At 71.1% G+C, this 24,668-nt stretch carries 22 protein-coding genes, 1 tRNA gene and 1 other RNA gene; 12 read left to right on the forward strand and 12 right to left on the reverse strand.

The window, feature by feature from the left end; all coding sequences use genetic code 11:
* Window positions 1-10: 10 nt before the first annotated feature.
* Complete coding sequence (pntB, locus tag H1W00_RS02450; protein WP_181753325.1) at window positions 11-1,450, forward strand: Re/Si-specific NAD(P)(+) transhydrogenase subunit beta; 1,440 nt, start codon at window positions 11-13, stop codon at window positions 1,448-1,450.
* Window positions 1,451-1,521: 71 nt separating this feature from the next.
* Here the strand turns inward: pntB and H1W00_RS02455 are convergent, their stop codons facing one another.
* From H1W00_RS02455 to upp, 3 genes are read right to left on the reverse strand one after another with little or no spacing between them, the layout of a single operon-like run.
* The gene (locus H1W00_RS02455; RefSeq protein WP_338072803.1) at window positions 1,522-2,970 is read right to left on the reverse strand and encodes an MFS transporter; all 1,449 of its coding nucleotides are present in this window, start codon (window positions 2,968-2,970) and stop codon (window positions 1,522-1,524) included.
* Between the two features lie 56 nt (window positions 2,971-3,026).
* Window positions 3,027-4,028 (reverse strand): adenosine deaminase, encoded by a 1,002-nt coding sequence (locus H1W00_RS02460; protein WP_181753327.1) that lies wholly within the window; start codon window positions 4,026-4,028, stop codon window positions 3,027-3,029.
* Window positions 4,028-4,669 carry a uracil phosphoribosyltransferase gene (upp, locus tag H1W00_RS02465; RefSeq protein ID WP_078699499.1) on the reverse strand — a complete coding sequence of 214 codons (642 nt, stop codon included), beginning with the start codon at window positions 4,667-4,669 and terminating at the stop codon, window positions 4,028-4,030. Before upp ends, H1W00_RS02460 begins: the two co-directional genes overlap by 1 nt.
* A gap of 46 nt (window positions 4,670-4,715) precedes the next feature.
* Here upp and H1W00_RS02470 point away from each other — a divergent pair, with 46 nt between their 5' ends.
* The 4 genes from H1W00_RS02470 (at window position 4,716) to H1W00_RS02485 (ending at window position 7,473) form a co-directional block, all read left to right on the forward strand.
* The gene (locus H1W00_RS02470) at window positions 4,716-5,177 is read left to right on the forward strand and encodes a tRNA adenosine deaminase-associated protein (RefSeq protein WP_181753329.1); all 462 of its coding nucleotides are present in this window, start codon (window positions 4,716-4,718) and stop codon (window positions 5,175-5,177) included.
* Window positions 5,178-5,191: 14 nt separating this feature from the next.
* Window positions 5,192-5,614 (forward strand): tRNA adenosine(34) deaminase TadA, encoded by a 423-nt coding sequence (tadA, locus tag H1W00_RS02475; protein WP_181756138.1) that lies wholly within the window; start codon window positions 5,192-5,194, stop codon window positions 5,612-5,614.
* An 85-nt stretch (window positions 5,615-5,699) separates the two neighbouring features.
* Window positions 5,700-6,797 (forward strand): LLM class flavin-dependent oxidoreductase, encoded by a 1,098-nt coding sequence (locus H1W00_RS02480; RefSeq protein WP_181756139.1) that lies wholly within the window; start codon window positions 5,700-5,702, stop codon window positions 6,795-6,797.
* Between the two features lie 76 nt (window positions 6,798-6,873).
* Window positions 6,874-7,473, forward strand: a complete 600-nt coding sequence (locus H1W00_RS02485) for a CE1759 family FMN reductase (protein WP_181753331.1) — start codon at window positions 6,874-6,876, stop codon at window positions 7,471-7,473.
* A gap of 55 nt (window positions 7,474-7,528) precedes the next feature.
* On the opposite strand, the gene H1W00_RS16740 is transcribed toward H1W00_RS02485, so the two are convergent.
* Window positions 7,529-8,584 carry an ElyC/SanA/YdcF family protein gene (locus H1W00_RS16740; protein ID WP_181753333.1) on the reverse strand — a complete coding sequence of 352 codons (1,056 nt, stop codon included), beginning with the start codon at window positions 8,582-8,584 and terminating at the stop codon, window positions 7,529-7,531.
* 56 nt (window positions 8,585-8,640) lie between these two features.
* The gene (locus H1W00_RS02495) at window positions 8,641-9,270 is read right to left on the reverse strand and encodes a hypothetical protein (protein ID WP_181753335.1); all 630 of its coding nucleotides are present in this window, start codon (window positions 9,268-9,270) and stop codon (window positions 8,641-8,643) included.
* A 170-nt stretch (window positions 9,271-9,440) separates the two neighbouring features.
* On the opposite strand from H1W00_RS02495, the gene H1W00_RS02500 reads away from it, so the two are divergent.
* Together H1W00_RS02500 and H1W00_RS02505 are read left to right on the forward strand one after the other, a co-directional pair.
* A tRNA-Ser gene (locus H1W00_RS02500) sits at window positions 9,441-9,530 on the forward strand.
* A 204-nt stretch (window positions 9,531-9,734) separates the two neighbouring features.
* Window positions 9,735-14,069, forward strand: coding sequence for a LamG-like jellyroll fold domain-containing protein (locus H1W00_RS02505; protein ID WP_181753337.1), 4,335 nt, complete (start codon window positions 9,735-9,737; stop codon window positions 14,067-14,069).
* A 59-nt stretch (window positions 14,070-14,128) separates the two neighbouring features.
* Here the strand turns inward: H1W00_RS02505 and H1W00_RS02510 are convergent, their stop codons facing one another.
* Genes H1W00_RS02510 through H1W00_RS02525 form a run of 4 tightly spaced genes read right to left on the reverse strand, consistent with a single transcriptional unit; the run spans window position 14,129 to window position 17,981 of the window.
* Window positions 14,129-15,130, reverse strand: a complete 1,002-nt coding sequence (locus tag H1W00_RS02510; RefSeq protein ID WP_181753339.1) for a cytochrome d ubiquinol oxidase subunit II — start codon at window positions 15,128-15,130, stop codon at window positions 14,129-14,131.
* Complete coding sequence (locus H1W00_RS02515) at window positions 15,127-16,515, reverse strand: cytochrome ubiquinol oxidase subunit I (protein WP_206679954.1); 1,389 nt, start codon at window positions 16,513-16,515, stop codon at window positions 15,127-15,129. The genes H1W00_RS02510 and H1W00_RS02515 overlap by 4 nt, the downstream gene beginning before the upstream one ends.
* A gap of 59 nt (window positions 16,516-16,574) precedes the next feature.
* Window positions 16,575-17,450: an LLM class F420-dependent oxidoreductase gene (locus tag H1W00_RS02520; protein WP_181753341.1), complete on the reverse strand. Its 876-nt coding sequence runs from the start codon at window positions 17,448-17,450 to the stop codon at window positions 16,575-16,577.
* A 3-nt stretch (window positions 17,451-17,453) separates the two neighbouring features.
* Window positions 17,454-17,981, reverse strand: coding sequence for a flavodoxin domain-containing protein (locus H1W00_RS02525; RefSeq protein ID WP_181753343.1), 528 nt, complete (start codon window positions 17,979-17,981; stop codon window positions 17,454-17,456).
* 69 nt (window positions 17,982-18,050) lie between these two features.
* On the opposite strand from H1W00_RS02525, the gene aroQ reads away from it, so the two are divergent.
* Window positions 18,051-18,497, forward strand: coding sequence for a type II 3-dehydroquinate dehydratase (gene aroQ, locus H1W00_RS02530; protein ID WP_181753345.1), 447 nt, complete (start codon window positions 18,051-18,053; stop codon window positions 18,495-18,497).
* 33 nt (window positions 18,498-18,530) lie between these two features.
* On the forward strand, window positions 18,531-20,036 hold the full coding sequence (locus H1W00_RS02535) for a potassium/proton antiporter (protein ID WP_181753347.1): 1,506 nt from the start codon (window positions 18,531-18,533) through the stop codon (window positions 20,034-20,036).
* Window positions 20,037-20,039: 3 nt separating this feature from the next.
* Here H1W00_RS02535 and H1W00_RS02540 read toward each other — a convergent pair whose 3' ends face one another.
* Both H1W00_RS02540 and H1W00_RS02545 read right to left on the reverse strand, forming a co-directional pair.
* Window positions 20,040-20,552: a LytR C-terminal domain-containing protein gene (locus tag H1W00_RS02540; RefSeq protein ID WP_181753349.1), complete on the reverse strand. Its 513-nt coding sequence runs from the start codon at window positions 20,550-20,552 to the stop codon at window positions 20,040-20,042.
* On the reverse strand, window positions 20,549-20,851 hold the full coding sequence (locus H1W00_RS02545; RefSeq protein WP_181753351.1) for a type II toxin-antitoxin system VapB family antitoxin: 303 nt from the start codon (window positions 20,849-20,851) through the stop codon (window positions 20,549-20,551). Before H1W00_RS02545 ends, H1W00_RS02540 begins: the two co-directional genes overlap by 4 nt.
* A gap of 114 nt (window positions 20,852-20,965) precedes the next feature.
* On the opposite strand from H1W00_RS02545, the gene H1W00_RS02550 reads away from it, so the two are divergent.
* Window positions 20,966-22,714 (forward strand): helicase HerA-like domain-containing protein, encoded by a 1,749-nt coding sequence (locus tag H1W00_RS02550; protein ID WP_181753353.1) that lies wholly within the window; start codon window positions 20,966-20,968, stop codon window positions 22,712-22,714.
* Between the two features lie 4 nt (window positions 22,715-22,718).
* Window positions 22,719-23,483 carry a M14 family zinc carboxypeptidase gene (locus H1W00_RS02555; protein ID WP_181753355.1) on the forward strand — a complete coding sequence of 255 codons (765 nt, stop codon included), beginning with the start codon at window positions 22,719-22,721 and terminating at the stop codon, window positions 23,481-23,483.
* 3 nt (window positions 23,484-23,486) lie between these two features.
* Here H1W00_RS02555 and ffs read toward each other — a convergent pair.
* An RNA gene (gene ffs / locus H1W00_RS02560) (signal recognition particle sRNA small type) lies at window positions 23,487-23,583 on the reverse strand.
* A gap of 123 nt (window positions 23,584-23,706) precedes the next feature.
* On the opposite strand from ffs, the gene H1W00_RS02565 reads away from it, so the two are divergent.
* Window positions 23,707-24,402, forward strand: coding sequence for a response regulator transcription factor (locus tag H1W00_RS02565; RefSeq protein ID WP_181753357.1), 696 nt, complete (start codon window positions 23,707-23,709; stop codon window positions 24,400-24,402).
* Window positions 24,403-24,668: the final 266 nt, after the last annotated feature.

Raw genomic sequence — 24,668 nt, forward strand, 5'->3', positions numbered from 1 at the left:
GGACTGACTCGTGACTGCCGAATCCTTCGCCAACGCCGCCTATCTCGTCGCGGCGCTGCTGTTCATCCTGTCCCTGGCCGGGCTCTCGCGCCACGAGACCGCCCGCCGCGGTGTCACCTTCGGCATCGCCGGCATGGCGATCGCCCTGGTGGCGACGTTCATCCTCGTGATCGACCACGAGCCCGGCGTCGGGCTCGCGCTGCTCATCGTCGCGATGGTGATCGGTGCCGCGATCGGCCTGTGGCGCGCCCGGATCGTCGAGATGACGGGCATGCCCGAGCTCATCGCGCTGCTGCACTCGTTCGTCGGCCTGGCCGCCGTGCTGGTCGGCTGGAACGGCTACCTCCAGGTCCGCGGCGCCAACGCCCTCGCGCAGTTCCTCGAGCACACCCCCGCCGGCACCGCCACGGACGACGCCCGCACGCTGCTCGACATCCACAACGCCGAGGTCTTCATCGGCGTGTTCATCGGCGCTGTCACCTTCACCGGCTCCATCGTGGCGTACCTCAAGCTGAGCGCGAAGATGAAGAGCGCCCCGCTCGTGCTGCCCGGCAAGAACTGGATCAACCTCGGTGCGCTCGCGCTGTTCGTGATCCTGACGATCTGGTTCGTCATCGACCCCGCCCTGTGGCTGCTGGTCGCCGTCACGGTCGTCGCCCTGGCCCTCGGCTGGCACCTGGTCGCCTCGATCGGCGGCGGCGACATGCCGGTCGTCGTGTCGATGCTCAACAGCTACTCCGGCTGGGCCGCGGCCGCGTCGGGCTTCCTGCTGAGCAACGACCTGCTGATCATCACCGGCGCGCTCGTCGGCTCCTCCGGTGCCTACCTGTCCTACATCATGTGCAAGGCGATGAACCGCTCGTTCATCTCCGTGATCGCGGGCGGCTTCGGCATCGAAGCCGGCCCCGGCGACGACACCGACTACGGCGACCACCGCGAGATCACCGCCGAGTCCGCCGCCGAGCTGCTCGCCGATGCCAAGAGCGTCGTCATCACGCCCGGCTACGGCATGGCCGTCGCCCAGGCGCAGTACCCCGTGGCCGACCTCACCAACCGCCTGCGCGAGAAGGGCGTCGACGTCCGCTTCGGCATCCACCCCGTCGCCGGACGCCTGCCCGGACACATGAACGTGCTGCTGGCCGAGGCCAAGGTCCCCTACGACATCGTCCTGGAGATGGACGAGATCAACGACGACCTCGCCGAGACCGACGTCGTGCTCGTCATCGGCGCCAACGACACGGTCAACCCGGCCGCCGCCGAGGACCCGACCAGCCCGATCGCCGGCATGCCCGTCCTGCACGTGTGGGAGGCCAAGAACGTCATCGTGTTCAAGCGCTCCATGGCCGCCGGCTACGCGGGCGTGCAGAACCCGCTGTTCTTCCGCGAGAACAGCCAGATGCTGTTCGGCGACGCGAAGGACCGCGTCGAGGACATCATCAAGGCTCTCTGACCGCCGGCCCGCCGCCGGCGGGCCAGATGTGCAGCGCTCCTCACCCGACCGGGTGGGGAGCGCTTCACATGTCAGTCGTTCGCGGCCGCCCTCGCGATGCGCAGGTGGGAGACCACCGCGACCGCCAGCGCGAGCGAGAGCACGGCCACCGAGGTGAGCAGGGCGGCTCGTAGCCCCACGTCAGCGCCATGGTTCGCCGCCGCGATGCCGTAGACGGTCATCAGCGCCGCCGTCCCGAGGGCCGAGCCGATGCGCTGGCCCGTCTGCAGCGCGCCCCCGGCGGCGCCGCCCACGCTCGGCGGCACGTCCTGGAGGGTGAGGGTCTGGTTCGGGGCCACCACTCCGCCGCCACCGAGTCCGGCGAACAGCAGCAGCGGGGCGTAGGTCCACCACAGCGCTTCGCTGTCCTGTCCGGGCGTCACCCATGCCATCGCGGCGAAGCCGGTCATCAGCACGACCAGAGCGCCGATCGTGACCAGGCGACCGGCACGGCTGACCAGCCGGCCCGCCGGGGTCGACGTGATGGCGGCACCGATCGCGAACGGGGTCAGCAGCAGCCCGCTGTGCAGGGCGCTCAGGTCGCGCGCCTCCTGCAGCCACACCGACGAGGCCAGGAACACGCCCGTGAACCCGGCGAAGTAGAGCGTGCCGATCAGCACGCCGCTGCCGTACGTCGGCAGCTCCGCGAGCATCCCGATGTCCAGCATCGGCGACCGGCCGCGAGCGCGCACGGAGCGCTCCCAGCGAACGAAGCCCAGGGCCAGCGGGGGCACGGCGATCACGAGGAGCAGCGGCAGTCGGCTCCCGGACTCGAGCGCGATGAGGGGGTACAGCAGGCACAGCACGGTCAATCCCAGGATCACGGCGCCGACGACGTCGACGCGCTCCCGCTCGCCGTCGCCGCGGGCGACCGGTACCAGGCGACGGATCGCCACCAGCGCCACCAGGCCGATGGGAACGTTGACCAGGAAGATCAGCCGCCAGCCCAGGTCCCCGGAGAGCGCGATGATCGCGCCACCGAGCACCGGACCGAGGCCCGACGCGACCGAGACGGTCAGGCCGAAGTAGCCGAACGCCCGACCACGCTCGGCGCCGGTGAACAGCTCCTGGATCAGCCCGGCGTTCTGTGGCGTGAGCAGCCCCGCGGCGGCGCCCTGCGCCAGCCGGGCCGCGACCACCAGCTCGGCGTTCGGCGCCAGTCCCACCGCCGCACTCGAGGCCACGAAGGCGATCAGGCCGATGGTCATCAGCCGGCGCCGGCCGTACGCGTCACCGAGGTGGCCGCCGGCCACGAGCACCAGCCCGAACGCGAGGGCGTACCCCGACACGACCCACTGCACCGTCCCGGCCGAGGTGTCCAGGCCCTCGCGGATCGACGGCACGGCGACGTTCACGACCGTGACGTCCAGCAGTGTCATGAAGCCGACGACGAGCGTGACGGCCAGGATCCGCCAGCGTCGCGGATCCGGCTCGTCCAGGGCGATGGGATCGGCGGCCCCGTGCGTCGTCTCGTCTCCCACCAGACCACTGTGCCGGGGCGCGCGTCACCTGTCCTGTCGAGCGGCGACCGCCCGGCTCAGCGACCCGCGGCGTCGATCTCGGCGCGCAGGTGGGCCTTCATCGGCTCGGGCGCGAAGCTGGCGTCGACCGCGGCCGTGGCCAGGGCGACCAGGCCCGACTCGTCGAGATCCAGCAGGTCGGCCGCGATCGCGTACTCGTCGTTCAGCGTCGTGCCGAACATCGGCGGGTCGTCGGAGTTGATCGTGACGGTCACGCCGGCCTCGACGAGCGTCGCGAGCGGGTGCTCGTCGAGCGAGGGCACCGACCGCGTGCGCACGTTCGACGTGGGGCACACCTCGAGCGCGATCCCGTCGGTCGCGAGCCGCTCCATCAGCCGCGGGTCCTGGGCGGCGGCGATGCCGTGGCCGATGCGCTCGGCGCCCAGGAGGTCGAGGCTGTCCCAGATCGACTGCGGGCCGGTGGACTCCCCCGCGTGCGGCACGCTGTGCAGCCCGGCCGCGCGGGCGCGCTCGAAGTGCGACGCGAACTGCGGACGGGGCACGCCGATCTCGGGGCCGCCGAGACCGAAGCCCACCAAGGAGCCGGGGCCGAGCCGCAGCGCCGTGTCGAGGGTGACGTCGGCCGCCGGGATCCCCGACTCGCCGGGGATGTCGAAGATCCACTGCAGCGCCACGCCGAAGTCGCGCTCGGCGGCGCGGCGGGCGTCCTCGATCGCCTCGACGTACGCCTCGGCGGCGATGCCGCGCACGATCGACGTGTAGGGCGTCATCGTCAGCTCGGCGTAGCGGACGTTCTGCGCGGCGAGGTCGCGGCCGACCTCGTGGGTCAGCGTCCAGATGTCCTCGGGCGTGCGCAGCAGGTCGACGACCGAGAGGTAGACCTCGATGAAGTGACCGAAGTCGGTGAACGTGAAGTACTCGGCCAGGGCCGCGGGATCGGCGGGGACGGGCGAGTCCTCGTGCCGGGCGGCGAGCTCGGCGACCGTGTCGGGTGAGGCGGAGCCCACGTGGTGCACGTGGAGCTCGGCCTTGGGCAGGGCCGCGATGAACTCGTGCATCAGTCGACGATGCCGTAGAGCCGGTCCCCCGCGTCGCCAAGGCCCGGGACGATGTAGCCGTTCTCGTCGAGGCGCTCGTCGAGGCCGGCGCTGAAGAGGGTGACCGGCGCGTCGATGTGCGCCGTGTCGCGCTCGAGGCGCTCGATGCCCTCGGGCGCCGACAGCAGCGTGATCGCGGTGATCTCGCGGGCGCCGCGCTCGACGAGGAAGTCGATCGCCATGGCGAGCGTGCCGCCGGTGGCCAGCATGGGGTCCAGGACGTAGCACTGGCGGCCGTCGAGGCGGTCCGGCAGCCGCTCGGCGTAGGTCTCGGCGACGAAGGTCTCCTCGTTGCGGATCATGCCCAGGAAGCCGACCTCGGCGGTGGGCAGCAGCCGCTGCATGCCCTCGAGCATCCCGAGTCCGGCGCGCAGGATCGGCACGACGAGCGGGCCGGGACTGGTGAGCCGGACGCCCTGCGTGGTCGTGAGCGGCGTGGTGACCTCGACGGTCTCGACGCTGACCTCACGCGTGGCCTCGTAGGCCAGGAGGGTCACCAGCTCCTCGGTGAGCCGCCGGAACGTCGGCGAATCGGTGCGCGCGTCGCGCAGGACCGAGAGCTTGTGGGAGATCAGGGGGTGGTCGGCGACGTGAACACGCATGCGTCGAGGGTAGCGGCCGCGTGCAGGCGTCTGTCACCATCGCAGAGTGGCCGAGGACGACGTCGACTTCGTGATCGCCGCGTACCGCGACGAGGGTGCGTGGACCGTCGTCGAACTCCCGCCCCGGCTGGGCGAGGACTTCGACGGCTTCACCGACGCGCTCGCCCGCTTCCCGTCCGACGTCGGCGTACTGGGACTGGCCTCGGTCAACGACGACTTCTTCGTGATCGTGCGTCGCAGCGGTGAGCACGTACGGGCCCTGTTGTCCGATGCCACCGCCGTGTGGGACTGGCCCCTCGCGGCCGACCTGGCCGAGCTGGTGAACGCCGTCGACGGCGACGAGGAGCCCGAGCCCGTCGGCGACCTCGACATCGTCAGCGACCTCGGGCTGGCCTCCGTCGAGCTGAGCCTGCTGTGCGACGACGACGACCTCTTCCCCGACGAGGCGCTGGCCGACCTCGCGGAGAGGCTGGGCTTCGGCGAGCAGTTCGAGGCGATCGTCGGGTGACGTGGGACCCGTTCATGCGGCGGGCCCTCGACCTGGCGCGCGAGGCTGCCGCCGAGGGTGACGTCCCCGTCGGCGCCGTCGTCGTCCACGAAGGGCTGGTCGTCGGCGAGGGCCGCAACACCCGCGAGCGCGACGCCGACCCGACGGGGCACGCCGAGATCGTGGCCCTGCGCGCGGCCGCGGAGGCGCTCGGCCGATGGCGGCTCGACGGCTGCACGCTCGTGGTGACGCTGGAGCCCTGCACGATGTGCGCCGGCGCCGTCGTGGCGTCCCGCGTCGACCGGCTCGTGTTCGGCGCCTGGGACGAGAAGGCCGGCGCGGTCGGCTCGCTGTGGGACGTGGTGCGCGACCGCCGCCTCAACCACCGTCCCGAGGTCCTGGCCGACGTCCTGCCCGACGACTCCTCCACCCTGCTGCGCTCCTTCTTCGGCCGCTGAGGCCTCCGCGGAATAGACCGGGCCCTGCTGCGTTGTAGTAGTTGAAACTTTAACTAACTTCTGGGAGACTGGAGCCATGAGCAGCATGCAGATCGGCATCTTCACCGTCGGCGACGTCACGACCGACCCCACGAACGGCTCGACCCCCACCGAGCACGAGCGCATCAAGGCCACGGTCGCGATCGCGAAGAAGGCCGAGGAGGTGGGTCTGGACGTGTTCGCCACCGGCGAGCACCACAACCCGCCGTTCGTGCCCTCCAGTCCCACGACGACGCTGGCGTACATCGGCGCGCAGACCGAGAAGATCATCCTCTCGACCTCGACGACGCTGATCACGACCAATGACCCGGTCAAGATCGCCGAGGACTACGCGACGCTGCAGCACCTCGTCGACGGCCGCATGGACCTCATGCTCGGCCGCGGCAACACAGCGCCGGTGTACCCGTGGTTCGGCAAGGACATCAGCAAGGCCGTCGAGCTGACGATCGAGAACTACCAACTGCTCCAGAAGCTCTGGAGCGAGCCTGTCGTCAACTGGGAGGGCAAGTTCCGCACGCCGCTGCAGGGCTACACCTCGACGCCCGCGCCGCTCGACGGCGTCGCGCCGTTCGTGTGGCACGGCTCGATCCGCACGCCCGAGGTGGCCGAGCTGGCCGCGTTCTACGGCGACGGCTACTTCGCCAACAACATCTTCTGGCCGAAGGAGCACTACATCCAGCTGATCAACTTCTACCGGCAGCGCTACGCCCACTACGGGCACGGCACGCCGGAGCAGGCGATCGTCGGGCTCGGCGGTCAGTTCTTCATGCGCAAGAACAGCCAGGACGCGGTCAACGAGTTCCGGCCGTACTTCGACAACGCGCCCGTCTACGGGCACGGCCCGAGCATGGAGGACTTCACCGAGCAGACGCCGCTGACCGTCGGCAGTCCGCAGCAGGTGCTGGAGCGCACGCTGGCGTTCGCCGACTACTTCGGCGACTACCAGCGCCAGCTGTTCCTCGTCGATCACGCGGGCCTGCCGCTCAAGACCGTGCTCGAGCAGCTCGACCTGCTCGGCGAGATCCTGCCCACCATGCGCGCCGAGTTCGACGCGCGACGCCCGGCCGGCGTGCCGGACGCCCCCACCCACGCCGCCCGCGTCGCCGCCCGCGACGCCGCACTGACCGAGGAGGTCATGGCATGAACGAGCGCCAGCGAGTGAGCATCCAGGCTGTCATGCCGACTCCCACGTACCGTCGCTTCTCCACGGGGGTGGCGGCATGACCCGCATCGTCGCCCTGTCCGCGGGCGTCGGCGAGCCGTCGACCACGCGCATGCTGGCCGACCGGCTCGCCGCGGCCTCCGGCACCGCCCTCGGGGGCGCCAGCGTCGAGGTGGTGAACCTGCGCGACTTCGCGCACGAGATCACCGACGCGGCGCTCACGGGCTTCGCGGCACCGCGCCTGCAGCACGTGTACGACCAGCTTGGGGAAGCCGACGCGCTGATCGTCGTCGTCCCGACGTTCAAGGCGTCCTACCCGGGGCTGTTCAAGTCGTTCGTCGACGCGCTCGACAACGACGCTCTGATCGGCAAGGTCGTGCTGCTCGCGGCGACCGGCGGCACGGCTCGCCACTCACTGGTGATCGACTTCGCACTGCGGCCGCTGTTCGCGTACCTGCAGTCCGTGGTCGTGCCGACCGGCGTGTTCGCCAGCCCGCACGACTGGGGCTCTTCCGGAGAGGGCACCCTGCAGTCGCGCATCGAGCGCGCCGCGGGTGAGCTGGCGAGCCTCCTCGGCGGCGGCGGCTCGGGCCGCTCGAAGGACGACGAGATCGATCTCTTCAGCGAGACGATGCTCTCGATCAGCCAGCCCGGCTGAGATCGCGCCTCACTCCGCCCGCCGCCCCGCCGCCTGGACGGCGGGCGGTGGCGTCTCAGGCCAGGGAGGCGACGGAGCGCACGAGCAGCAGGACCATCGGGACGCACGCGAGGGCCAGCAGCGCGACGTTGAGCCTGCGGTGCTCCCACAGGATGGCGGCGAACTCCCGCAGGATCGCGCTGGGCCAAAAGTAGCGAGCGGTGGTCGCGCCCAGGGCGTAGCCGTCGAGGCTGGTTCGCCGCATGAGCAGCGCGGCCCGCAGCGCGTGGTAGTCGTTCGTGACGACCGCGAACCGGCCGCCCTCCACCCCGTGCTCGGCCGCGACCCGGGCGCTGAACTGCAGGTTCTCCTCCGTGGAGGTCGAGGCGTCCTCGAGCCACAGCAGGTCGCGATCGACGCCGGACTCCACGAGGTGGTTCGCCATCGCCACGGCCTCGGGGACCACCTCGTCCGCACCCTGCCCACCCGAGCAGATCAGGTGCGTATCCCGGCCACGCGCGCGCGACCGGTCGAGCGCCTGCCGGCCCCGGTCGAGCCGCGACGCGAGCAGTGGCGTCACCCGCTCGCCCATCAGACCGGCGCCCAGCACGATCACCGCGTCGACCGGACGGGCCCAGCGGGCGGCTGCCCAGCCGTAGACCAGGCCGTAGCCGACGAACGCGACGAAGACGAAGGCCAGGTAGGCCAGGGGCGTCCCGATCGCGACCAGCCAGAAGAACAGCACGAGCGCCACGTCGGTGTGGTTCCGGTCGAACCACCACACCGCCACGATCAGGGCGCAGTAGGCGAGCACCACGACGCCGAAGACGAGCGAGAGCAGGTTCGAGGGACGACGGCCCTCGCGCCGCAGCATCGCGAACCCGTTGAAGACACTCGCCACGCCGAGCACCACGAGGGCCAGAATCGCGAGGACGACGGCGCCGAGCAGCGCCCAGGCGAGGCGCAGCGGATCGTCGGAGTCGTCCAAAAGGATCGCGACCCGCCCGGCGATCCCGATCGAGGCCAGTCCGATCACGAGGGTCAGGTACACGCCGATCCGCAGCCGCCGCGGGTCGTGCCAGGCGGTCACGCCCGCTGCGAGCGCCAGCAGCGCCAGGAGTGCCCAAGCCACGCCCCGACCCTAGGGCCCCGGAACCCCGCGTGCCCCCATCGGGCGGACGATCAGCGTCACCACTTGAGGCAGACGTTCCCGAAGTCCACAGGCTTGCCGCGGGCGTACGTGGTGTTGCCCGTGCGCACCTTCACCGTCGCCGCGGCGCGGATGCATGTCGTGTACTTCTTGGTCCGCACCGGGTACGTCTCGGTGCGGTTCCACGTGGCCGTCTCTCCCGACACCCTCAGCGCTGCCCCGTAGCCCTTTCCGCCCTTGGCACTGGCTCGTGCCGCGCGGAAGTTGCCACAGGTGGGAGTGACGGACGCGCTCACGGCGAACGGCACTGAGGCGCTGATGCTCGGATTCCACTTGCAACCGGTGTAGTGCCAGAGCTGCGTCACCGTCGAGCTGGTCACCTTCCGGGCATGGGGGCGCGTGCAGTAGGCGTAGGACGCCGAGATCGAGGGGCTGGCCAACCGCGGCTTGCTCAACCGGATGCGATCGTTCCGTGAGCCGTGGATGTACGTGACGGTTCCACGCATCTTTCCCGTCAGCTTCACGGTGGCGCAGATGTTTCCCCCGACGTTGATTCGCTTGGAGATGGAGTAGCTCTTGCTCACCGTCTGGGCATGGGCAGGACTCGCGAAGCCCACCACCAGAACGAGTGCGGAGATGACGGCCACGAGGAGATTGCGACGTTTCACGGCGGAGCCCTTCTGTAGGCGATGTGACATGCCCGCAGTCCGGGGGCTCCCGCGAGATGTCACATCGTAGACCGTCGCGACCGACGAATCAGCCCTCTGCCGCCCGCCGGGCGCCACGGCCGGCCGCCCCGATTGGGTCGCGACGGGGTGACTGACGTAAACTCCTCGGCGGTGGCGTGTCCGAGCGGCCTAAGGAGCACGCCTCGAAAGCGTGTGTGGGTTCACGCCCACCGTGGGTTCAAATCCCACCGCCACCGCCAGCAGGATCAGGACCCCGTCGAGCGTCAGCTCGGCGGGGTTCTCGCTTTGCTGCCCAGCGCGGGCGAACGCCGGGCGAACAGATCCCGAACGCACCGAGTGCTCACGCACCTTGCGCCCGGTGCTCACCTCCCGTTCACCGCGAGGAACCTCACGCCGCCAGTCTCAGTGCGTCTTGATGGCCTTCCCGTAGGAGCACACTGCCCATGCGATCCCTTCGCACGACCTCCAGCCTGGCGCTCGCCGCGGCGGTTGGATTCGGTACCTTCTCCACCGCCCCCGCCCTCGCCACGCCGCGTCTCGCCGATGCGGCGGTGAGCTCGATGGCGACCATCGCCGCGCCGCCGGCCGCGGCCTCGGCACTGCGCCAGGCGGTCGACCTGCCGACCGCCGACGTCTTCGACGTCGACTTCCGCGGAGGGAAGCTCACCGAGCACGCCCAGGGCCTCGAGCCCACGGTCCACGGTGAGCCGAAGGCGGCCGCCGACCTCGGCACCGGGCGCTCGGTCCTGAGCTTCGACGGCACGAAGGACGCGGTCAGCTACCCGATCCGCTCGGAGTTCTCCAAGCTCGAGCAGGGCATGTCGCTCGAGTGCTCGTTCCGGTTCGACGGGCCTCGCACCGCGGCCAGCACCGAGGCGGCACTGTGCTCCTCCAAGGAGTCGGGCGGCTTCGCCACGGTCATGTCCGGCAACGACGTGCACTTCATGATCCACGTCGGCGGCGGCTACAAGAGCGTCCGCGTCCCCATCACCACGGGCACGTGGCACCACACCGTCGCGACGTGGGACGGCACGCGCCTCAAGCTCTACCTGGACGGCGAGCTGGTCCGCGACGTCGCCGCCGCGGGTGCCTTCAAGCACTCGACCACCGGCGCCGACTCGATGATGCTGGCGGCCGACGTCAGCAACGCGAACAGGCCCCAGTTCTTCGCCCCCACCACCCTGCGCACGAGCCGCATCTACAGCGACCCGCTCAGCGCGGAGCAGGTGTCGGCCCTCGCCGACGCCGACCGTGAGGGACCCGCGGCCCCCCAGGCCGACGTCCTCGACCTCGACTTCTCCTCGGGCGCCCCGGTCGACGGCGCGCAGGGCCTGAGCCCGCGCACCTTCGGCGCGCCCGAGGTGCGCGACGACGCCCCCATGGGCACGAAGGTCGCCGAGTTCGACGGCTCCGGCTCGGCCTACCTCTACCCGTTCGAGGCGCAGTTCCCGAAGCTCGCGAACCAGATGACCGTCGAGTGCGTCTTCAAGTACAACGAGGACTTCCAGGCCAGCGGCGTGGAGACGCGCGGCAACCTGTGCGGCGCCAAGGAGGCGGGCGGCTTCGCCGTCGTCATGTACGGCGACCGGCTCTCGTTCAACCCCCACATCGGCGGTGCGTACCGGAACACGAGCGTCCAGGTCGAGAGCGGCCGCTGGTACCACGCGGTCGGCACGTACGACGGCGAGATGGTCCGGCTCTACGTCAACGGCGTCCTCGCCGCCAGCACCCCCGCGACCGGCACGCTGAGCTCGCCCAGCGCCGGCGCCCGCAACCTCGTGGTCGGTGGCGACGCGACCGGCCGCGACCGCCCGAACTACTTCTCCCCGTCGACGATCAGCCGCGTGCGCGTCTTCAGCGAGGCCGTGGACGCCGACGGCGTGCTCGCGCTGGGCCGCGACGCCTTCGCCGGCCGCCCCGCGAACTACAACGTCAAGGTCAGCTCGACCACGCCGGCCGCCGGCGAGCGCCTCACGAAGCGCACCCGCTTCGGCGTGGAGTTCACCAACCCCGAGGGCGTCGGCCGCGACGTCCGCTACGAGCTCGACGGCGACCCGATCGAGCCCGGCGACGAGATCGGCGCCGGGCTCGAGGCCGGCGAGCACGCGCTCACGGTGGCGGGACACGACGTGTTCGGCACCCCGATCGAGCACACGACGACCTTCACGACCGCCAACGTCCCGACGCCCGGTGGCACCGAGACCGAGCAGGGCGGCGGCTCCGTGCGCCTCTCGGCCAACGCCACCAACCCCTCGGGCGACCGGGTGCGCACCACCTTCCGCGAGGCCGACGTCGTGGTGGCGAAGCAGGGACGCCAGGGCGTCCTGACCGAGATCCCGGAGGGCCGTGACTTCACGGGCACCGACGAGAAGCCGATCACCGACGCCGCCGCTCCCGGTGACGACACGTTCCTCGACTCGCCGTCCGCCACGGAGATGCCGTTCCAGCAGTTCGACGTGCCGGTCACGTCGAACTCCGACCAGCAGGTGATCTGGAGTGGCCGCGTCGATCCCGCGCGCGAGGTGGTCCTGCGCGTCTGGGACGGCGAGGCCTGGGACGAGCTCGCCCGCTCGCGTGGCAACGCCGAGGGTCAGGTCCAGCTGACCGGCGACCTGCGCAGCCGCCACCGTCACGACGGCAGCGTCCCGGTCCTGGTGACCGGCGAGGACCCGTTCGCCGACGACCTGCCCAACGAGGTCAAGGACTCCTTCGAGAGCCCCGACGCCTACGACTTCTCGATCGCCCACCTCACCGACACGCAGTACCTGTCCGAGGGCGCGGTGGAGCAGGAGACCGAGCAGGAGCGCGAGGTCTGGCGCAACGCCTACCGCGGCATCACCGAGTGGATCGCGGCGAACGCCGACGAGCGGAAGATCGCGTTCACCGCCCACACCGGCGACGTCATCGAGAACTGGCACAACGTCGGCTCCGACGAGCCGAACGCGCGCGCCGAGTTCGAGGTCGCCTCGGAGGCCCAGAAGGTCCTCGACGACGCGGGCATGGTCAACACGGCGCTGCCCGGCAACCACGACAACCTCTACGGAGCCGACACCGGGCCCGACGCGCTGTACAACGACTACTTCGGTCCCGACCGCTACGACGCGCTCGAGCAGAGCGAGGCCTGGAAGAAGGCGCGCGCCGAGTACACCCCGTGGAAGGCCGGCGACAGCAGCAACAACTACGTGCTGTTCAGCGAGGGCGACATGGACTTCGTCGTGGTGTCCCTCGGGTTCGGCGTCGACGCCGAGGAGTCCGCGTGGGCCGACAGCGTGCTCAAGCAGTTCCCCGACCGCAACGCGATCCTGCTGACGCACGCCTACCTGACCCCGAGCGTCAACCCCGACGGCCGCGGCAGCGGGTTCTCCTACGACGGCCGCCAGGTGCTGGACGCCGTCATCAAGAAGAACCCGAACGTCGCACTGGTCCTGTCCGGGCACGAGCACGGCGTGAGCATCGAGCTGCGCCGCGACGTCGCCCGCAAGGGGCACCACGTGGTCGAGCTGCTCGCCGACTACCAGTTCTACAAGGTGAACTCGGACGAGCTGGGGCTGACGGGAGTCGGCTACGACAGCAACACGCCGCTCCAGTTCGGCTCGTCGTTCTTCCGCCTGCTCCAGTTCGATCTCGACGCCGGTGAGGTCGCGGTCGACACCTACTCGCCGCTGCTGAAGAACTTCGGCGCCACCGAGTACGACGACCGCTTCCGCTACAACGGCACGGAGGACGACACGCGCCTGCCGATCAACCTCACGACCCGCAAGACGAGCTTCAGCTCCGACGGGCTGGTCGTCGTCGACCCGACCGATCGCGTGATCGGCGAGGAGACGGTGCGCTCGGGCTGGCCGGCGACGGTCACGTGGGACGGGCTCGAGGCGGGCCGGACCTACGCCTGGCACGCCACGAGCGTCGACGCGGCCTCGGGCGACGAGCTGCCGGGCGAGGTCAGCCAGATCTCGCTGTTCACGGCCGGCTCGAGCGGCACGGACACGACCGCGCCGACCCTGACCGTCCCGCAGAACGGCTCGGTCGAGCTGAACGAGGTGTTCGACCCGATGGCCGGCGTGAAGGCGGTCGACGCGGTGGACGGCGACGTCACCGAGAACGTCCAGGTCCTCGGCGAGGTCGACACCGCGAAGCCCGGCAGCTACGCGCTGACCTACTCGGTCGCGGATGCGAACGGCAACCAGTCGATGGTCACCCGGATCGTCGAGGTCAAGGGCGCGAAGGCGCCGGTCAACACGGTTCGGCCGAAGGTCAGCGGCTCGCTGCGGGTCGGCTCGGTCCTGCGCGCGAGCATCGGCACGTGGTCGAACACCGAGGCCGCCACGCTCCAGGCCCAGTGGCTGCGGGACGGCCAGCCGATCCGCGGCGCGACGGGCGGTGACTACCGCGTGACCGCGGCCGACATCGGCCGGGCGATCAGCGTGCGCGTGACCGCCACGACGGTCGGGCACCAGCCGGTGACCGCCACCTCGACCGCCTCCCGGGTCGCGAAGGCCAAGGCCACGGTCCGCGCCTCGCTGTCGAAGAAGCGGATCAAGACGTCACAGCGGGCCCGGGTGACGGTCCGCGTGGCCGCTCCGGCCCAGGCGAACGGCAAGGTCCTCGTGAAGGTGAAGGGTCGCGTCGTCGCCGACGGGACGGTCCGCAACGGCAAGGTCTCGGTGCGACTGCCGAAGCTCAAGGCGGGCAAGCACCGCCTCGTGGTCAGCTACCTCGGCAACGACCGCGTGGGCGCCCGCAACACGGCGATCACCCTGCGGGTGGTGAAGCGCTGACCCGAGCGGGTAAGACGGAGGCCCCGGGGGATTCCCCGGGGCCTCCGTCGTCCCTGCCGTCAGTGCTCGGTCCACTCCTGCGACTGGGTCAGCCAGAACAGGTAGGCCAGCGGCGGGAGCACCAGGAGCGCCGCCAGCCCGACCACCACGAGCAGGCCGACGAGGGTCGCCTCAGCCCCGGCCGCGTCGGCGATCGTGACCTCGTCCACGAGGAGCCACGGGTACTGCGCGACCCCCCAGCCCGCGACCACCGCGGCGACGGCCCCCACGGCGGTCACGCGAGCGGGCCTGTAGCGCCGCCGCAGGAGCAGCACCAGCGTCGCCGCACCGGCCAGCGCCGACGCCACGATCAGCGGTGCGGCACGCCCGGCCAGGCCCTCCGCGAGGACCGGCGCGTCCTCGGTGATCGGCACCAGCGCGACGAACACCACCACGCCCGTGCAGACCCCCACGCCCAGCGTGCGGCGGCGCAGCGAGTCGGCCAGATCGGCGTGACCGGCGCGGCTCGCGTCCGCCGTGAGGAACACGCCCGCGAGGAACGCACAGGTCCCCACCGCGATGAGGCCGCCGAAGACCGAGGTCGGGTTCAGCCAGGAGGACCACCGGTCGCCCCGACCCTCCATCGGCACCCGCCCCGACGCGATCGCGCCCGCGACGGTCCCGAGGAAGAACGGCGTGATGAGCGACGAGCCGGCGAACACGGCGCCGTACAGACGCGCCTGGCCGAGGGTGGCCGCGAACTTGCGGAAGGCGAAGGCGGCACCGCGCAGCACGATCCCCAGTAGCGCGAGGAGCATCGGCAGGATCAGGGTGTCCATCGCGGCCGCGAACGACCCGGGGAACCCCGTCCACCACATGACGAGCACGTAGATCAGCCAGACGTGGTTCGCCTCCCAGACCGGGCCGATGCTGTGGTCCACGAGTGTCCGCAGCTCGGCGCCGCGCCGGGACCCACCGGCGGTGAGGTCGTAGAAGCCGGTGCCGAAGTCCGCGCCACCGAAGAGCGCGTAGGCGATGACGCCGGCGAAGAGGGCCACCGCCACGGCCACCGCGAGACTCACCGTGGCACCGGGCTCTCGGCCTGGGGGCCGTAGGGACTCGGCAGGTCCTCCTCGCCCGCACGCCACCGCCGGGCCATCGACCTCAGCACGGTGACCGCCCCCACCGTCAGGACCGTGTAGAGGATCGCGGTGGCGACGAGCAGCATCCAGATGTCGGGGTTGTCGCCCGCCGCGTCGGGGGTGCGGAGCACGCCGTAGACGACCCAGGGCTGTCGGCCGACCTCGGTGGCGATCCAGCCGGCCTCGAGCGCGACGACCGCCAGCGGCCCGGCGGCCACGGCGAGGCGGAGCGCCCAGCGGTTCGCCGCGAGGTCACGCCCTCGCCAGCGCGCGAGCCAGTAGATCACCGCGACGGCGAACAGCAGGGTGCCGATGCCGACCATCGTCTGGAAGGCGATGTGGGTGATGTTGACCGGTGGCTGATCGGCTGCCGGGATCGTGTTCAGTCCCACGACGGGCTCGGTGAAGGAGTTCCGCGCGATGATCGAGCCCAGCCCCGGGATGTCCAGCGAGTACCGCACCTCCCCGTCGATCAGCAGACCGCCGAGGCGCAGCGGCGACGGGCTCTCCGTCTCCGTCGCCAGCTCGAACGCCGCGAGCTTCGCCGGCTGGGCCTCGGCGATGCGCAACCCCAGCAGGTGCCCGACGAAGGGCTGGACGACGGCGCCAACGCTCGCGAAAGCGAAGGGCACCGTGAAACCCAGCCGGTGGTGACGGTCGCGGCGACCCCGGAGCATGCCGGCCGCATAGACGCCCGCGACGAGGAACCCCGCGACCATGTAGGCCGCGACCCACATGTGCGCGAACTGCAGGACCGCTCCGGGGTTGAACAGCACCGCCCACGGGTCGACGTCGACCACCTCGCCGTCCTCGATGCGAAAGCCCACCGGCATGTTCATCCAGGCGTTCACCGAGATGACGCAGTAGGTGCCGACGACACCCGCGACGGCCATCGGGACGATCATCAGCAGGTGCAGTCGCGGTGGGAGCCGGCCCCAGCCGTAGAGGTAGATGCCGAGGAAGATCGCCTCGACGAAGAACGACAGCCCCTCGAAGGCGAACGGCAGCCCGAGCACGTCGCCGAAGGGGCCCATCAGCCCCGGCCACAGCAGGCCCATCTCGAAGCTCAGGACCGTCCCGGACACCGCCCCGATCGCGAACAGGACGGCGGAGACCTTCGCCCAGCGCCGCGCGAGCGTCAGCGCGTCCGCGTCGTCGCGGTACACGCCGCGCCAGTGCGCGACGAGGATCATCGCCGGGAACGCGACCCCGAACGACGCGAGCACGATGTGCCATCCGAGGGACAGCGCCATCTGCTGGCGCGCCGGCAGGAGTCCGGCGGGATCCTCGCCGGCCAGCGCCTGGGTGAGCTCGAGGATCACCATGGCTCGAACGTACCCCGGGAAACCGCCTCACACCGCCGGCGCGGATGAGGCGGTCCGGCTCAGCGGCCGATCTCGGCCAGCCGCGGTGCGACCTTCTCGGCGAACTCGCTGACCCAGCCCAGCGGGTCGGGGCCGTGCGGGGAGACGCTGACGGACTGGATGCCCAGCTCGGCGTACGCCTCGATCTCCTCGAGGAACTTCTGCGGGTCCTTCACGGCGTCGCCCGGCCCCTGCAGGGTGCGCAGGATGTCGGAGGGGTCGCGGTTCACGTCGGCGCAGTGCCGGTCGAGGACCTCGAGCTTGTGGCGGATCACGTCGGTGCCGGCGGGGAACAGGTTGCAGGCGTCGCCGTACTCTGCCACGAAGCGCAGCGTCTTCTTCTCGCCCATGCCGCCGAGCAGGATCGGCGGGCGCGGCTGCTGGATCGGCGCGGGACGGCAGATCGTCTCGGCGAGCTGGTAGTGCTTGCCCTCGTAGGGACCGTCGTCGTCGCTCCACATCTGATGGACGATCTGCAGCGTCTCCTCGAGCCGCTCGAACCGCTCGCCCATCGACGGGTAGGGCACGCCGAGACCGTGGTGCTCACGCTCGTACCAGGCGGCGCCGAGACCGAGGATGGCCCGGCCGCCGGAGAGCACGTCGAGCGTCGTGACGATCTTCGCGAGCAGGCCCGGGTGCCGGTAGGTGACGCCGGTGACGAGCAGACCCAGCTTCACCCGCTCGGTCACGCCCGCCAGGTAGCCCAGGCCCGTGTAGCCCTCGAGCATCGGGTCCTCGGAGCGGCCCACGGTCTCCATCTGGAAGTAGTGGTCCATCAGCGTGACGGCGTCGGCACCGGCCTGCTCGGCCCGGCGCGCCGTCTCGGCGAGGGTGGGGGCGAGCGACTGCGGCTCGCCGGGAATCGTGAAGTTGTAGACGTGAACGCTGAAACGCATTCCTCAGCCTAGGCACGCTTCCACGACCTCGGCGACCGCAGTGCGGTCGGTGAGGTCGATCCGGTCGGGCTCGAGCGCCTCCAGCATCGCCTGCTCCTCGGCCGTGCGGGCGCGCTTGGCGGCCAGGCCGCGGCGGATCGTGGACATCATCGTGCGCTCCACGAGGCTCAGCCGGTGACGGTCCATCGCGCCGCGCAGGTGGGCCACCGCCATCCGCTGGCGCAGGTCGGCGGGGAACTTCGTCGCGACCAGCTCGTCGCGCTTCGTGGTGAGCGCCGGGTCGCTGAGCCCGACGGTGACCAGTACCCATCGCGTCGCGGTGGAGAGCTCCATCGCCTGCCGCAGGAGGCTGCTACCTCGCAGGCTCGGGCCGTAGATCGCTGCGCAGAACGCGACCGTGTCCTGCGCCGCCATCTGCTCGGGAGAGACCTCGTCCTCGGCCACCACCGAGGCGCCGAGCGCCTCCCCGATCCACTCGGCGTACCGCTCGGAGGAGCCGTACTTGGACGCGTGGACCACGAGTGTCTTCACGCTTCCGAGGCTAGGCCGCGACGGGTTCACTGCGCCGGTCCGAAAGCCGGCCCCGGTAGGTTTGGCCGTGTGACCACGCGCCGGCTGCTGCTCGTCAACGGGCCCAACCTGAACCTGCTCGGCACGCGCGAGCCCGCGATCTACGGCTCGGAGACCCTCGCCGACGTCGAGGCGCTCGTGACGGAGGCGGCGACCGCCCACGGCTACGAGGTGCGCGCCCTCCAGAGCAACCACGAAGGCGTGCTGATCGACGCGATCCACGAGGCCCGCCACGACTGCTCGGGCATCGTCATCAACCCCGGTGGACTCACCCACACCTCGGTCGTCCTGCGCGACGCGCTGTCGGGCGTCGCCCTCCCGGTGGCCGAGATCCACGTCTCCGACGTCATGGCGCGCGAGCCGTTCCGGCACCACTCGTACGTGGCCGACGTGGCGGTTGTGCACGTGATCGGCGAGGGCGTTCCGGGCTACCGCAGCGCCACCGAACGGCTCATCGCCCACCTCGAGGGCCGATAGGATCGGCCCACCGGCGCGAGGGAAGGCGATGATGTGACCTCCCACGACCTCGACGTCATCCTGCTGACGGGGTCAGGGGTCCTGATCCTCGCCGTCCTGGCCGTCCGACTCTCGGTGGGCGTCGGGCTGCCGTCGCTGCTGATGTACCTGGGCCTGGGCATCCTCATCGGCTACGACGGCGCCGGGGTCCAGTTCGCCGACGCGGACATCGCGCTCGTGCTCGGCCTGTCGGCGCTGATCCTGATCCTCGCCGAGGGCGGCCTCACGACGAACTGGTCCACGATGCGGCCCGCGCTCGGGCTCGGCGTGCTGCTGGCCACGGTGGGCACCACGATCAGCGTCGGGATCGTCGCCGCGGGCGCGCACTACCTCTTCGGGCTCGACTGGCAGCTGGCCGTGCTCATCGCGGCGGTGCTGTCGCCCACCGACGCCGCCGCCGTCTTCTCGGTGCTGCGCTCCGTGCCGCTCAAGTCGCGCGTCTCCGGCGTCCTGGAGACGGAGTCCGGCCTCAACGACGCCCCCATCGTCGTGCTGGTCACGGCCATCAGCGTCGGCGAGATCGCGGACTACGGGGTCGCCGGATTCCTCGCGCTGGTGGTCTTCGAGCTCGTGGTCGGTGCCCTGCTGGGGCTCCTGGTGGGCGGCGGTGGGGCGCGCTTGCTCCGCCGGGCGGCCCTGCCCGCCGCCGGCCTGTACCCCTTGGTGGTCTTCGCGTTCACCGTCCTGGCCTACGCCTCGGCCGCACTCATCCACGCGAGCGGCTTCGCGGCGGTCTACGTGGCCGCGGTGGTGCTGGGCAACACCGAGCTGCCGCACCGCTCGGCCACGCGCTCGTTCGTCGAGGGCATCGGCTGGCTGGCGCAGATCGGCCTATTCGTCATGCTCGGCCTGCTGGTGCACCCGAGCGACATCGAGCTGTGGCACATCGGGGCCGGCGTGGGCATCGGCGCGCTGCTCACCTTCGTGGCCCGTCCCGCCTCGGTGGCGGCCTGCGCGGCCTGGTTCCGCGTCGGGTGGCGCGAGCAGCTCTTCATCGGCTGGGCCGGGCTGCGCGGCGCGGTGCCGATCGTGCTGGCGACGATCCCGCTGGCGAACGGGGTCACCCAGTCGATCGACCTGTTCAACATGACGTTCGTGGCCGTCGTCGTCTACACGATCATCCAGGCCGCGCCGCTGGGCCGGCTGGCGCGCTGGTGCCGGGTCGAGAGCGATCGCGGGCGCGACGTGGAGATCGACGCGGCGCCGCTGGAGCGGATCTCGGCCGATCTCCTGCAGATCCACGTGCCGCCGACGTCACGGCTGGCCGGCGTGGAGGTGGGCGAGCTCCGGCTGCCGCGAGGCGCCTCGGTGACGATGGTGGTCCGCGACGACTCCACGCTGGTGCCGCACCGCACCACGCGGATCCGCGTGGGCGACGAGCTGCTGATCGTCACCACGCGCGAGCTGCGCGAGTCGGTGGAGCGGCGCCTGCGCGCCGTGGCGCGGCACGGTCGCCTGGCCGGCTGGGACCTCGATCCGCGCGCCGGCCAGGGCAGCTGACCGTTACGGCAGCGTGATGGTGGGGACGCAGACCGAGACGTCGCGCCCGGCATTGAGCTTCGTGCTGGCCTTCTTGAGTCCTTCGTAGTCCGGGCCGATCAGCACCGAGATGCCGTCCTCGGTCTCGAAGTCGGCCGCCTTGAAGATGACCTTGCCCTTGAACTGGCGCGCGACGAGCTTCGCCCGCGGATCCGTGGGGTCGTTCGAGAGCACGATGACGTTCTTGGACTTCAATTGACCGGGGTTGTTCTGCGCGACGCCGCCGAGGAAGCCGCGACGCTCGAGGTTGATCTTGACGCGGTTGGCGATGCCGGCGCGCTGGCTGGCGTTGTAGACGTGCACCATGACGAGGTTGCTGCTGAGCACCTCGCCCTTCGCGACGGTCTTGACCTCGCACGTGGGCTCGGCGGCGACGGGCTCGGGCTTGGAGAACGCCAGGTTGACGCCCAGCGCGGTGCCCGCGACGAACACGCCCGCGGTGCCCAGGACGACGAGCCGCTCGACCGCCTTGCTCATGACTGCTTCCCGATCGTGTGGACGCGCGCGTGCACCATGGTCCGCTGCTGCAGCGCGGCCCGCAGGGCCCGGTGCAGCCCGTCCTCGAGGAAGAGCTCGCCCTTCCAGCCGATGACGTGGGCGAAGAGGTCGCCGAAGTAGGTGGAGTCGGTGTCGAGCAGCGTCTCGAGATCGAGCGTGGTCTTCGTGGTCGTGAGGTCGTCGAGCCGGACCTGGGTGGGCGCGATGGCAGCCCACTGACTCTGGGTCAGTCCATGGTCGGGGTACGGCCGCCCGTCCCCCACGCGGCGAAAGATCACCTGCCCAGTCTAAGGGCCCCACCGAAGCGTCCGCGCCACCGACGGCTCCCGCGGTTCGCCTCCCCGTGCGTCCGGGAACCCCGCGATAGCGCCGGGGACAACTAGCCTGAGCACATGACCGAGACCGATCCCTCCGCCGACGACGTCGCCGCCGCCACCCGGGCCGCCGCCGAGGCCCGCGCCGCCGCGGAGGCCGCCCAGCGGCACGCCGACGAGCTGGCCGCCGCCGCCGAGGCCGCGCAGCAGGCCGCCGAGCAGGGGCCGGCCGAGACCTCCACGACCGCCCCCGCTGAGGGCACCGAGAGCGAGCAGGTCGCCCAGATCCGGGCCGGATACACCTTCGACGGCCCGGCGCTCGAGATCGGTGCCCTCGTCGACGGAGGGGAGCCGCGGGCCGACGTCCCCGTGCGGATCCCGTTCGGCATGCTGAACCGCCACGGCCTCGTCGCGGGCGCCACCGGCACGGGCAAGACCAAGACCCTCCAGGTGCTGGCCGAGCAGGTCTCGGCCGGTGGCGTGCCGGTCTTCGCCGCCGACATCAAGGGCGACCTCTCGGGCATCGCCACCCCCGGCGCGTCGAACGAGAAGCTGCTCGCCCGCACCGCCAGCATCGGCCAGGACTGGCAGGCGACGGCGTTCCCCACCGAGTTCTACGCCCTCGGCTCGAAGGGGATCGGCGTGCCGATCCGGGCCACCGTGGAGTCCTTCGGCCCGATCCTGCTGTCGAAGGTGCTCGATCTCAACACCACGCAGGAGTCCTCGCTCTCACTGGTCTTCCACTACGCCCGCAAGGCGGGGCTGCGCCTCGTCACGCTGGAGGACCTGCGGGCGGTCGTGGCGTACCTCGACAGCGCCGAGGGCAAGCCCGAGCTCAAGGCCATCGGTGGCCTGTCCAGCGCCACGGTGGGCGTGATCCTGCGTGAGCTCGTGACCTTCGCCGACTCCGGCGCCGACGTGTTCTTCGGCGAGCCGGCCTTCGAGGTGACCGACGTCCTGCGCACCGACGAGACCGGGCGCGGAATCGTCTCGCTGCTCGAGGTCCCGGGCGTGCAGGACCAGCCCCAGCTCTTCTCGACGTTCCTCATGTACCTGCTGCGCGAGCTGTTCGCGACGCTGCCCGAGGTGGGCGACACCGACAAGCCGAAGCTCGTGTTCTTCTTCGACGAGGCCCACCTGCTGTTCAAGGGCGCGTCGAAGGACTTCCTCGAGATCGTCGTGCAGACCGTGCGGCTCATCCGATCGAAGGGCGTGGGCATCTTCTTCGTCACGCAGACGCCGAAGGACGTGCCCGACGACGTGCTGGCCCAGCTCGGCTCGCGCGTGCAGCACCAGCTGCGCGCCCACACCCCGCAGGACGCGAAGGCGCTCAGGGCCACCGTCTCGACCTACCCGCACTCGGGGTACGACCTCGAGGAGGTGCTGACGCAGCTGGCCACCGGCGAGGCGATCGTGACCGTGATGAACGAGAAGGGGGCGCCGTCCCCCGTCGCCTGGACCCGCGTCCGCGCACCCGAGGGCTCGATGGAGCCCACTCCCTCGGCCACGATGACAGCCGCCGTCGCCGCGTCCCCACTGACCGCGAAGTACGCCGCCGTCGTGTCCGGCGACGGAGCCGCCGCCGCGATGGCCGAGCGCACGCGCGCGAGCGCCGAGGCCGCCGCGGCGGAGGTTGACCGCAAGCGTGCCGCGGAGGAGGCTGAGAAGCTCGAGAAGGACCTCACCCGGGACCGCTCGCCCGGCACCCGCGCGAAGAGCCGCACCCGCGGCTCGAGCCGGATGTCGCCGATGGACCGGGCGATTGGGGAGGCGAGTCGCACCGCCGCCCGTGAGCTCATCAAGGCGATCTTCAAGAAGAAGCGGTGATCACATGTCGGGGGTCGTGAAGGCAGCAGCAGGAGTCGTCCTGTCGGTGGGGCTGGTCGCGCCGGCCCTCGTGAGCGTGCCCGCCCAGGCCGCGGACTCGACCTACATCACGCGCAAGGTCGTGATCGGCAAGAGCCACCAGGGGCGCAGCATCGTCGCGTTCTACCGCGGCGCCAGGGCACCGGAGCGCGTGCTGCTGATCCTCGGTCAGATGCACGGCGACGAGCCGGCAGGACGAAGGACGGCCCAGCACGCCGTGAAGCGCGTGAAGCCCAAGGCGGGCACCGGGCTGTGGATCATCCCGACGATGAACCCCGACGGCGCCGCCCGCGGCACCCGCACGAACGCGCGCGGGGTCGACCTCAACCGCAACTGGCCGACCAGCGGCTGGATCCGCGGCACCAAGGGATCTCGCACGTACGGCGGCCCGAAACGGGCCAGCGAGCGCGAGACCCGCACCCTGATGAAGTTCCTGAAGAGCCGCACGCCCGACTACATCGTCTCGCTGCACCAGCCGCTCCACGGCGTGGGCAAGTCGGGCAAGGACGTCGCCTTCGAGAAGCGGCTGGCGAAGGAGCTCGGGCTCAAGCGCAAGCACTTCGGCGTCTCGCAGGGCAAGGGCACCTCGCCGACCATGACGGGTTGGTACAACCGCTACTACGCCAAGCACGGCACGGCGATCACCGTGGAGTACGGCGCCAGGCCGTCGTCGGGCTACGTCAAGGGCGCCAGCCGCGGCATCATGCGCGCGGCACGCGTGCACCCCTAGGAACGCAAGGACCCCTCGCGTACCCGGCAGGGACCACTGACCCTTGCTGCATTCCTGCCCTGGGGGAGTTGGGTGATGTGCCGCCACGCGAGGGGCTGCACACCAATATACGGGCCCCGGCGTGAGGACCTGAAGCGGGCGCCCGAACTGCCGCGGGTCATCTGCACAGGATCTTCACGATTCGTCCCCGCAATCCGGCGACCCGGCCTCCTAGGTTGGGGTCATGCCTGAACGCCGCATCCTTCTCGTCGAGGACGAGCCCACCATCGGGGCCGCCGTCGCCGACCGCCTGAGTGCCCACGGCCACGAGGTCGTGAGGGCCTGGGACGGGCCGGGCGCGGTCGCCGCGTTCGAGGAGCACGACCCCGACCTCGTGGTGCTGGACGTCATGCTGCCGGGGTTCGACGGTCACGAGGTGTGCCGCCGCATCCAGGCGATCCGCCCCGTGCCGGTGCTGATGCTGACCGCGCGCGACGACGAGGCCGACGTCCTCGTGGGGCTCGCCGTGGGGGCCGACGACTACCTGACCAAGCCGTTCCGCATGCGCGAGCTGGTGGCGCGCGTCGCCGCGCTGCTGCGTCGTGTGGACCGTGCGGCCGAGCTGGCCGCCTCCGCGCAGGGCTCGGTGCGCGAGTGGGACGACCTGCGCCTCGACGTCGGGGCGCGTCGCGTGTGGGTCGGTGGCGACGAGATCCACCTGACGCCGACGGAGTTCGACCTGCTCGTGTGCCTCGCGGCAGCGCCGGGTGACGTGCTCTCGCGCGAGCGGCTCCTCGCCGAGGTGTGGGGCTGGGCCGAGGCGTCCGGAACCCGCACGGTCGACAGCCACGTGAAGGGACTGCGGGCCAAGATCGGCGCCGACCGGATCCGCACCGTGCACGGCGTCGGCTACGCGCTCGAGGTCGGAGCCGAGCGATGAGCAGCGAGCGCCCGCAACCCAGCGACCCACCCTGCCCTCCCCGAGGCGGGCCCCTCGACGCGATCAGGTCCGTGAAGTTCAAGCTGGGGCTGCTGGTCGCGGCCAGCGTCTCGGTGGCGGCGGTGGTCGCGACGGCCGGGTCGTCGGGCGGCGTCCCCACGTGGCTCACCATTCCGGTCACGGTCACGCTCGCCCTCGCGGTGACCCAGCTGCTGGCGTCCGGCATGACCTCGCCGCTGCGACAGATGACCGTCGCTGCGGCGCGG

Origin of the sequence: Aeromicrobium phoceense, from assembly GCF_013868155.1 — a bacterium.
In the GTDB taxonomy this organism is placed as follows: domain Bacteria; phylum Actinomycetota; class Actinomycetes; order Propionibacteriales; family Nocardioidaceae; genus Aeromicrobium; species Aeromicrobium phoceense.

Coding starts and splice junctions, on each gene's coding strand:
- H1W00_RS02550 (WP_181753353.1), top strand. CDS start 20,966: ATGACCGAGACCGATCCCTCCGCCGACGACGTCGCCGCCGCCACCCGG.
- H1W00_RS02515 (WP_206679954.1), bottom strand. CDS start 16,515: ATGGTGATCCTCGAGCTCACCCAGGCGCTGGCCGGCGAGGATCCCGCC.
- upp (WP_078699499.1), bottom strand. CDS start 4,669: ATGCGTGTTCACGTCGCCGACCACCCCCTGATCTCCCACAAGCTCTCG.
- H1W00_RS02540 (WP_181753349.1), bottom strand. CDS start 20,552: ATGAGCAAGGCGGTCGAGCGGCTCGTCGTCCTGGGCACCGCGGGCGTG.
- H1W00_RS02505 (WP_181753337.1), top strand. CDS start 9,735: ATGCGATCCCTTCGCACGACCTCCAGCCTGGCGCTCGCCGCGGCGGTT.
- H1W00_RS02480 (WP_181756139.1), top strand. CDS start 5,700: ATGCAGATCGGCATCTTCACCGTCGGCGACGTCACGACCGACCCCACG.
- H1W00_RS02555 (WP_181753355.1), top strand. CDS start 22,719: ATGTCGGGGGTCGTGAAGGCAGCAGCAGGAGTCGTCCTGTCGGTGGGG.
- tadA (WP_181756138.1), top strand. CDS start 5,192: ATGCGGCGGGCCCTCGACCTGGCGCGCGAGGCTGCCGCCGAGGGTGAC.
- H1W00_RS02460 (WP_181753327.1), bottom strand. CDS start 4,028: ATGCACGAGTTCATCGCGGCCCTGCCCAAGGCCGAGCTCCACGTGCAC.
- H1W00_RS02485 (WP_181753331.1), top strand. CDS start 6,874: ATGACCCGCATCGTCGCCCTGTCCGCGGGCGTCGGCGAGCCGTCGACC.
- H1W00_RS02520 (WP_181753341.1), bottom strand. CDS start 17,450: ATGCGTTTCAGCGTTCACGTCTACAACTTCACGATTCCCGGCGAGCCG.
- H1W00_RS02565 (WP_181753357.1), top strand. CDS start 23,707: ATGCCTGAACGCCGCATCCTTCTCGTCGAGGACGAGCCCACCATCGGG.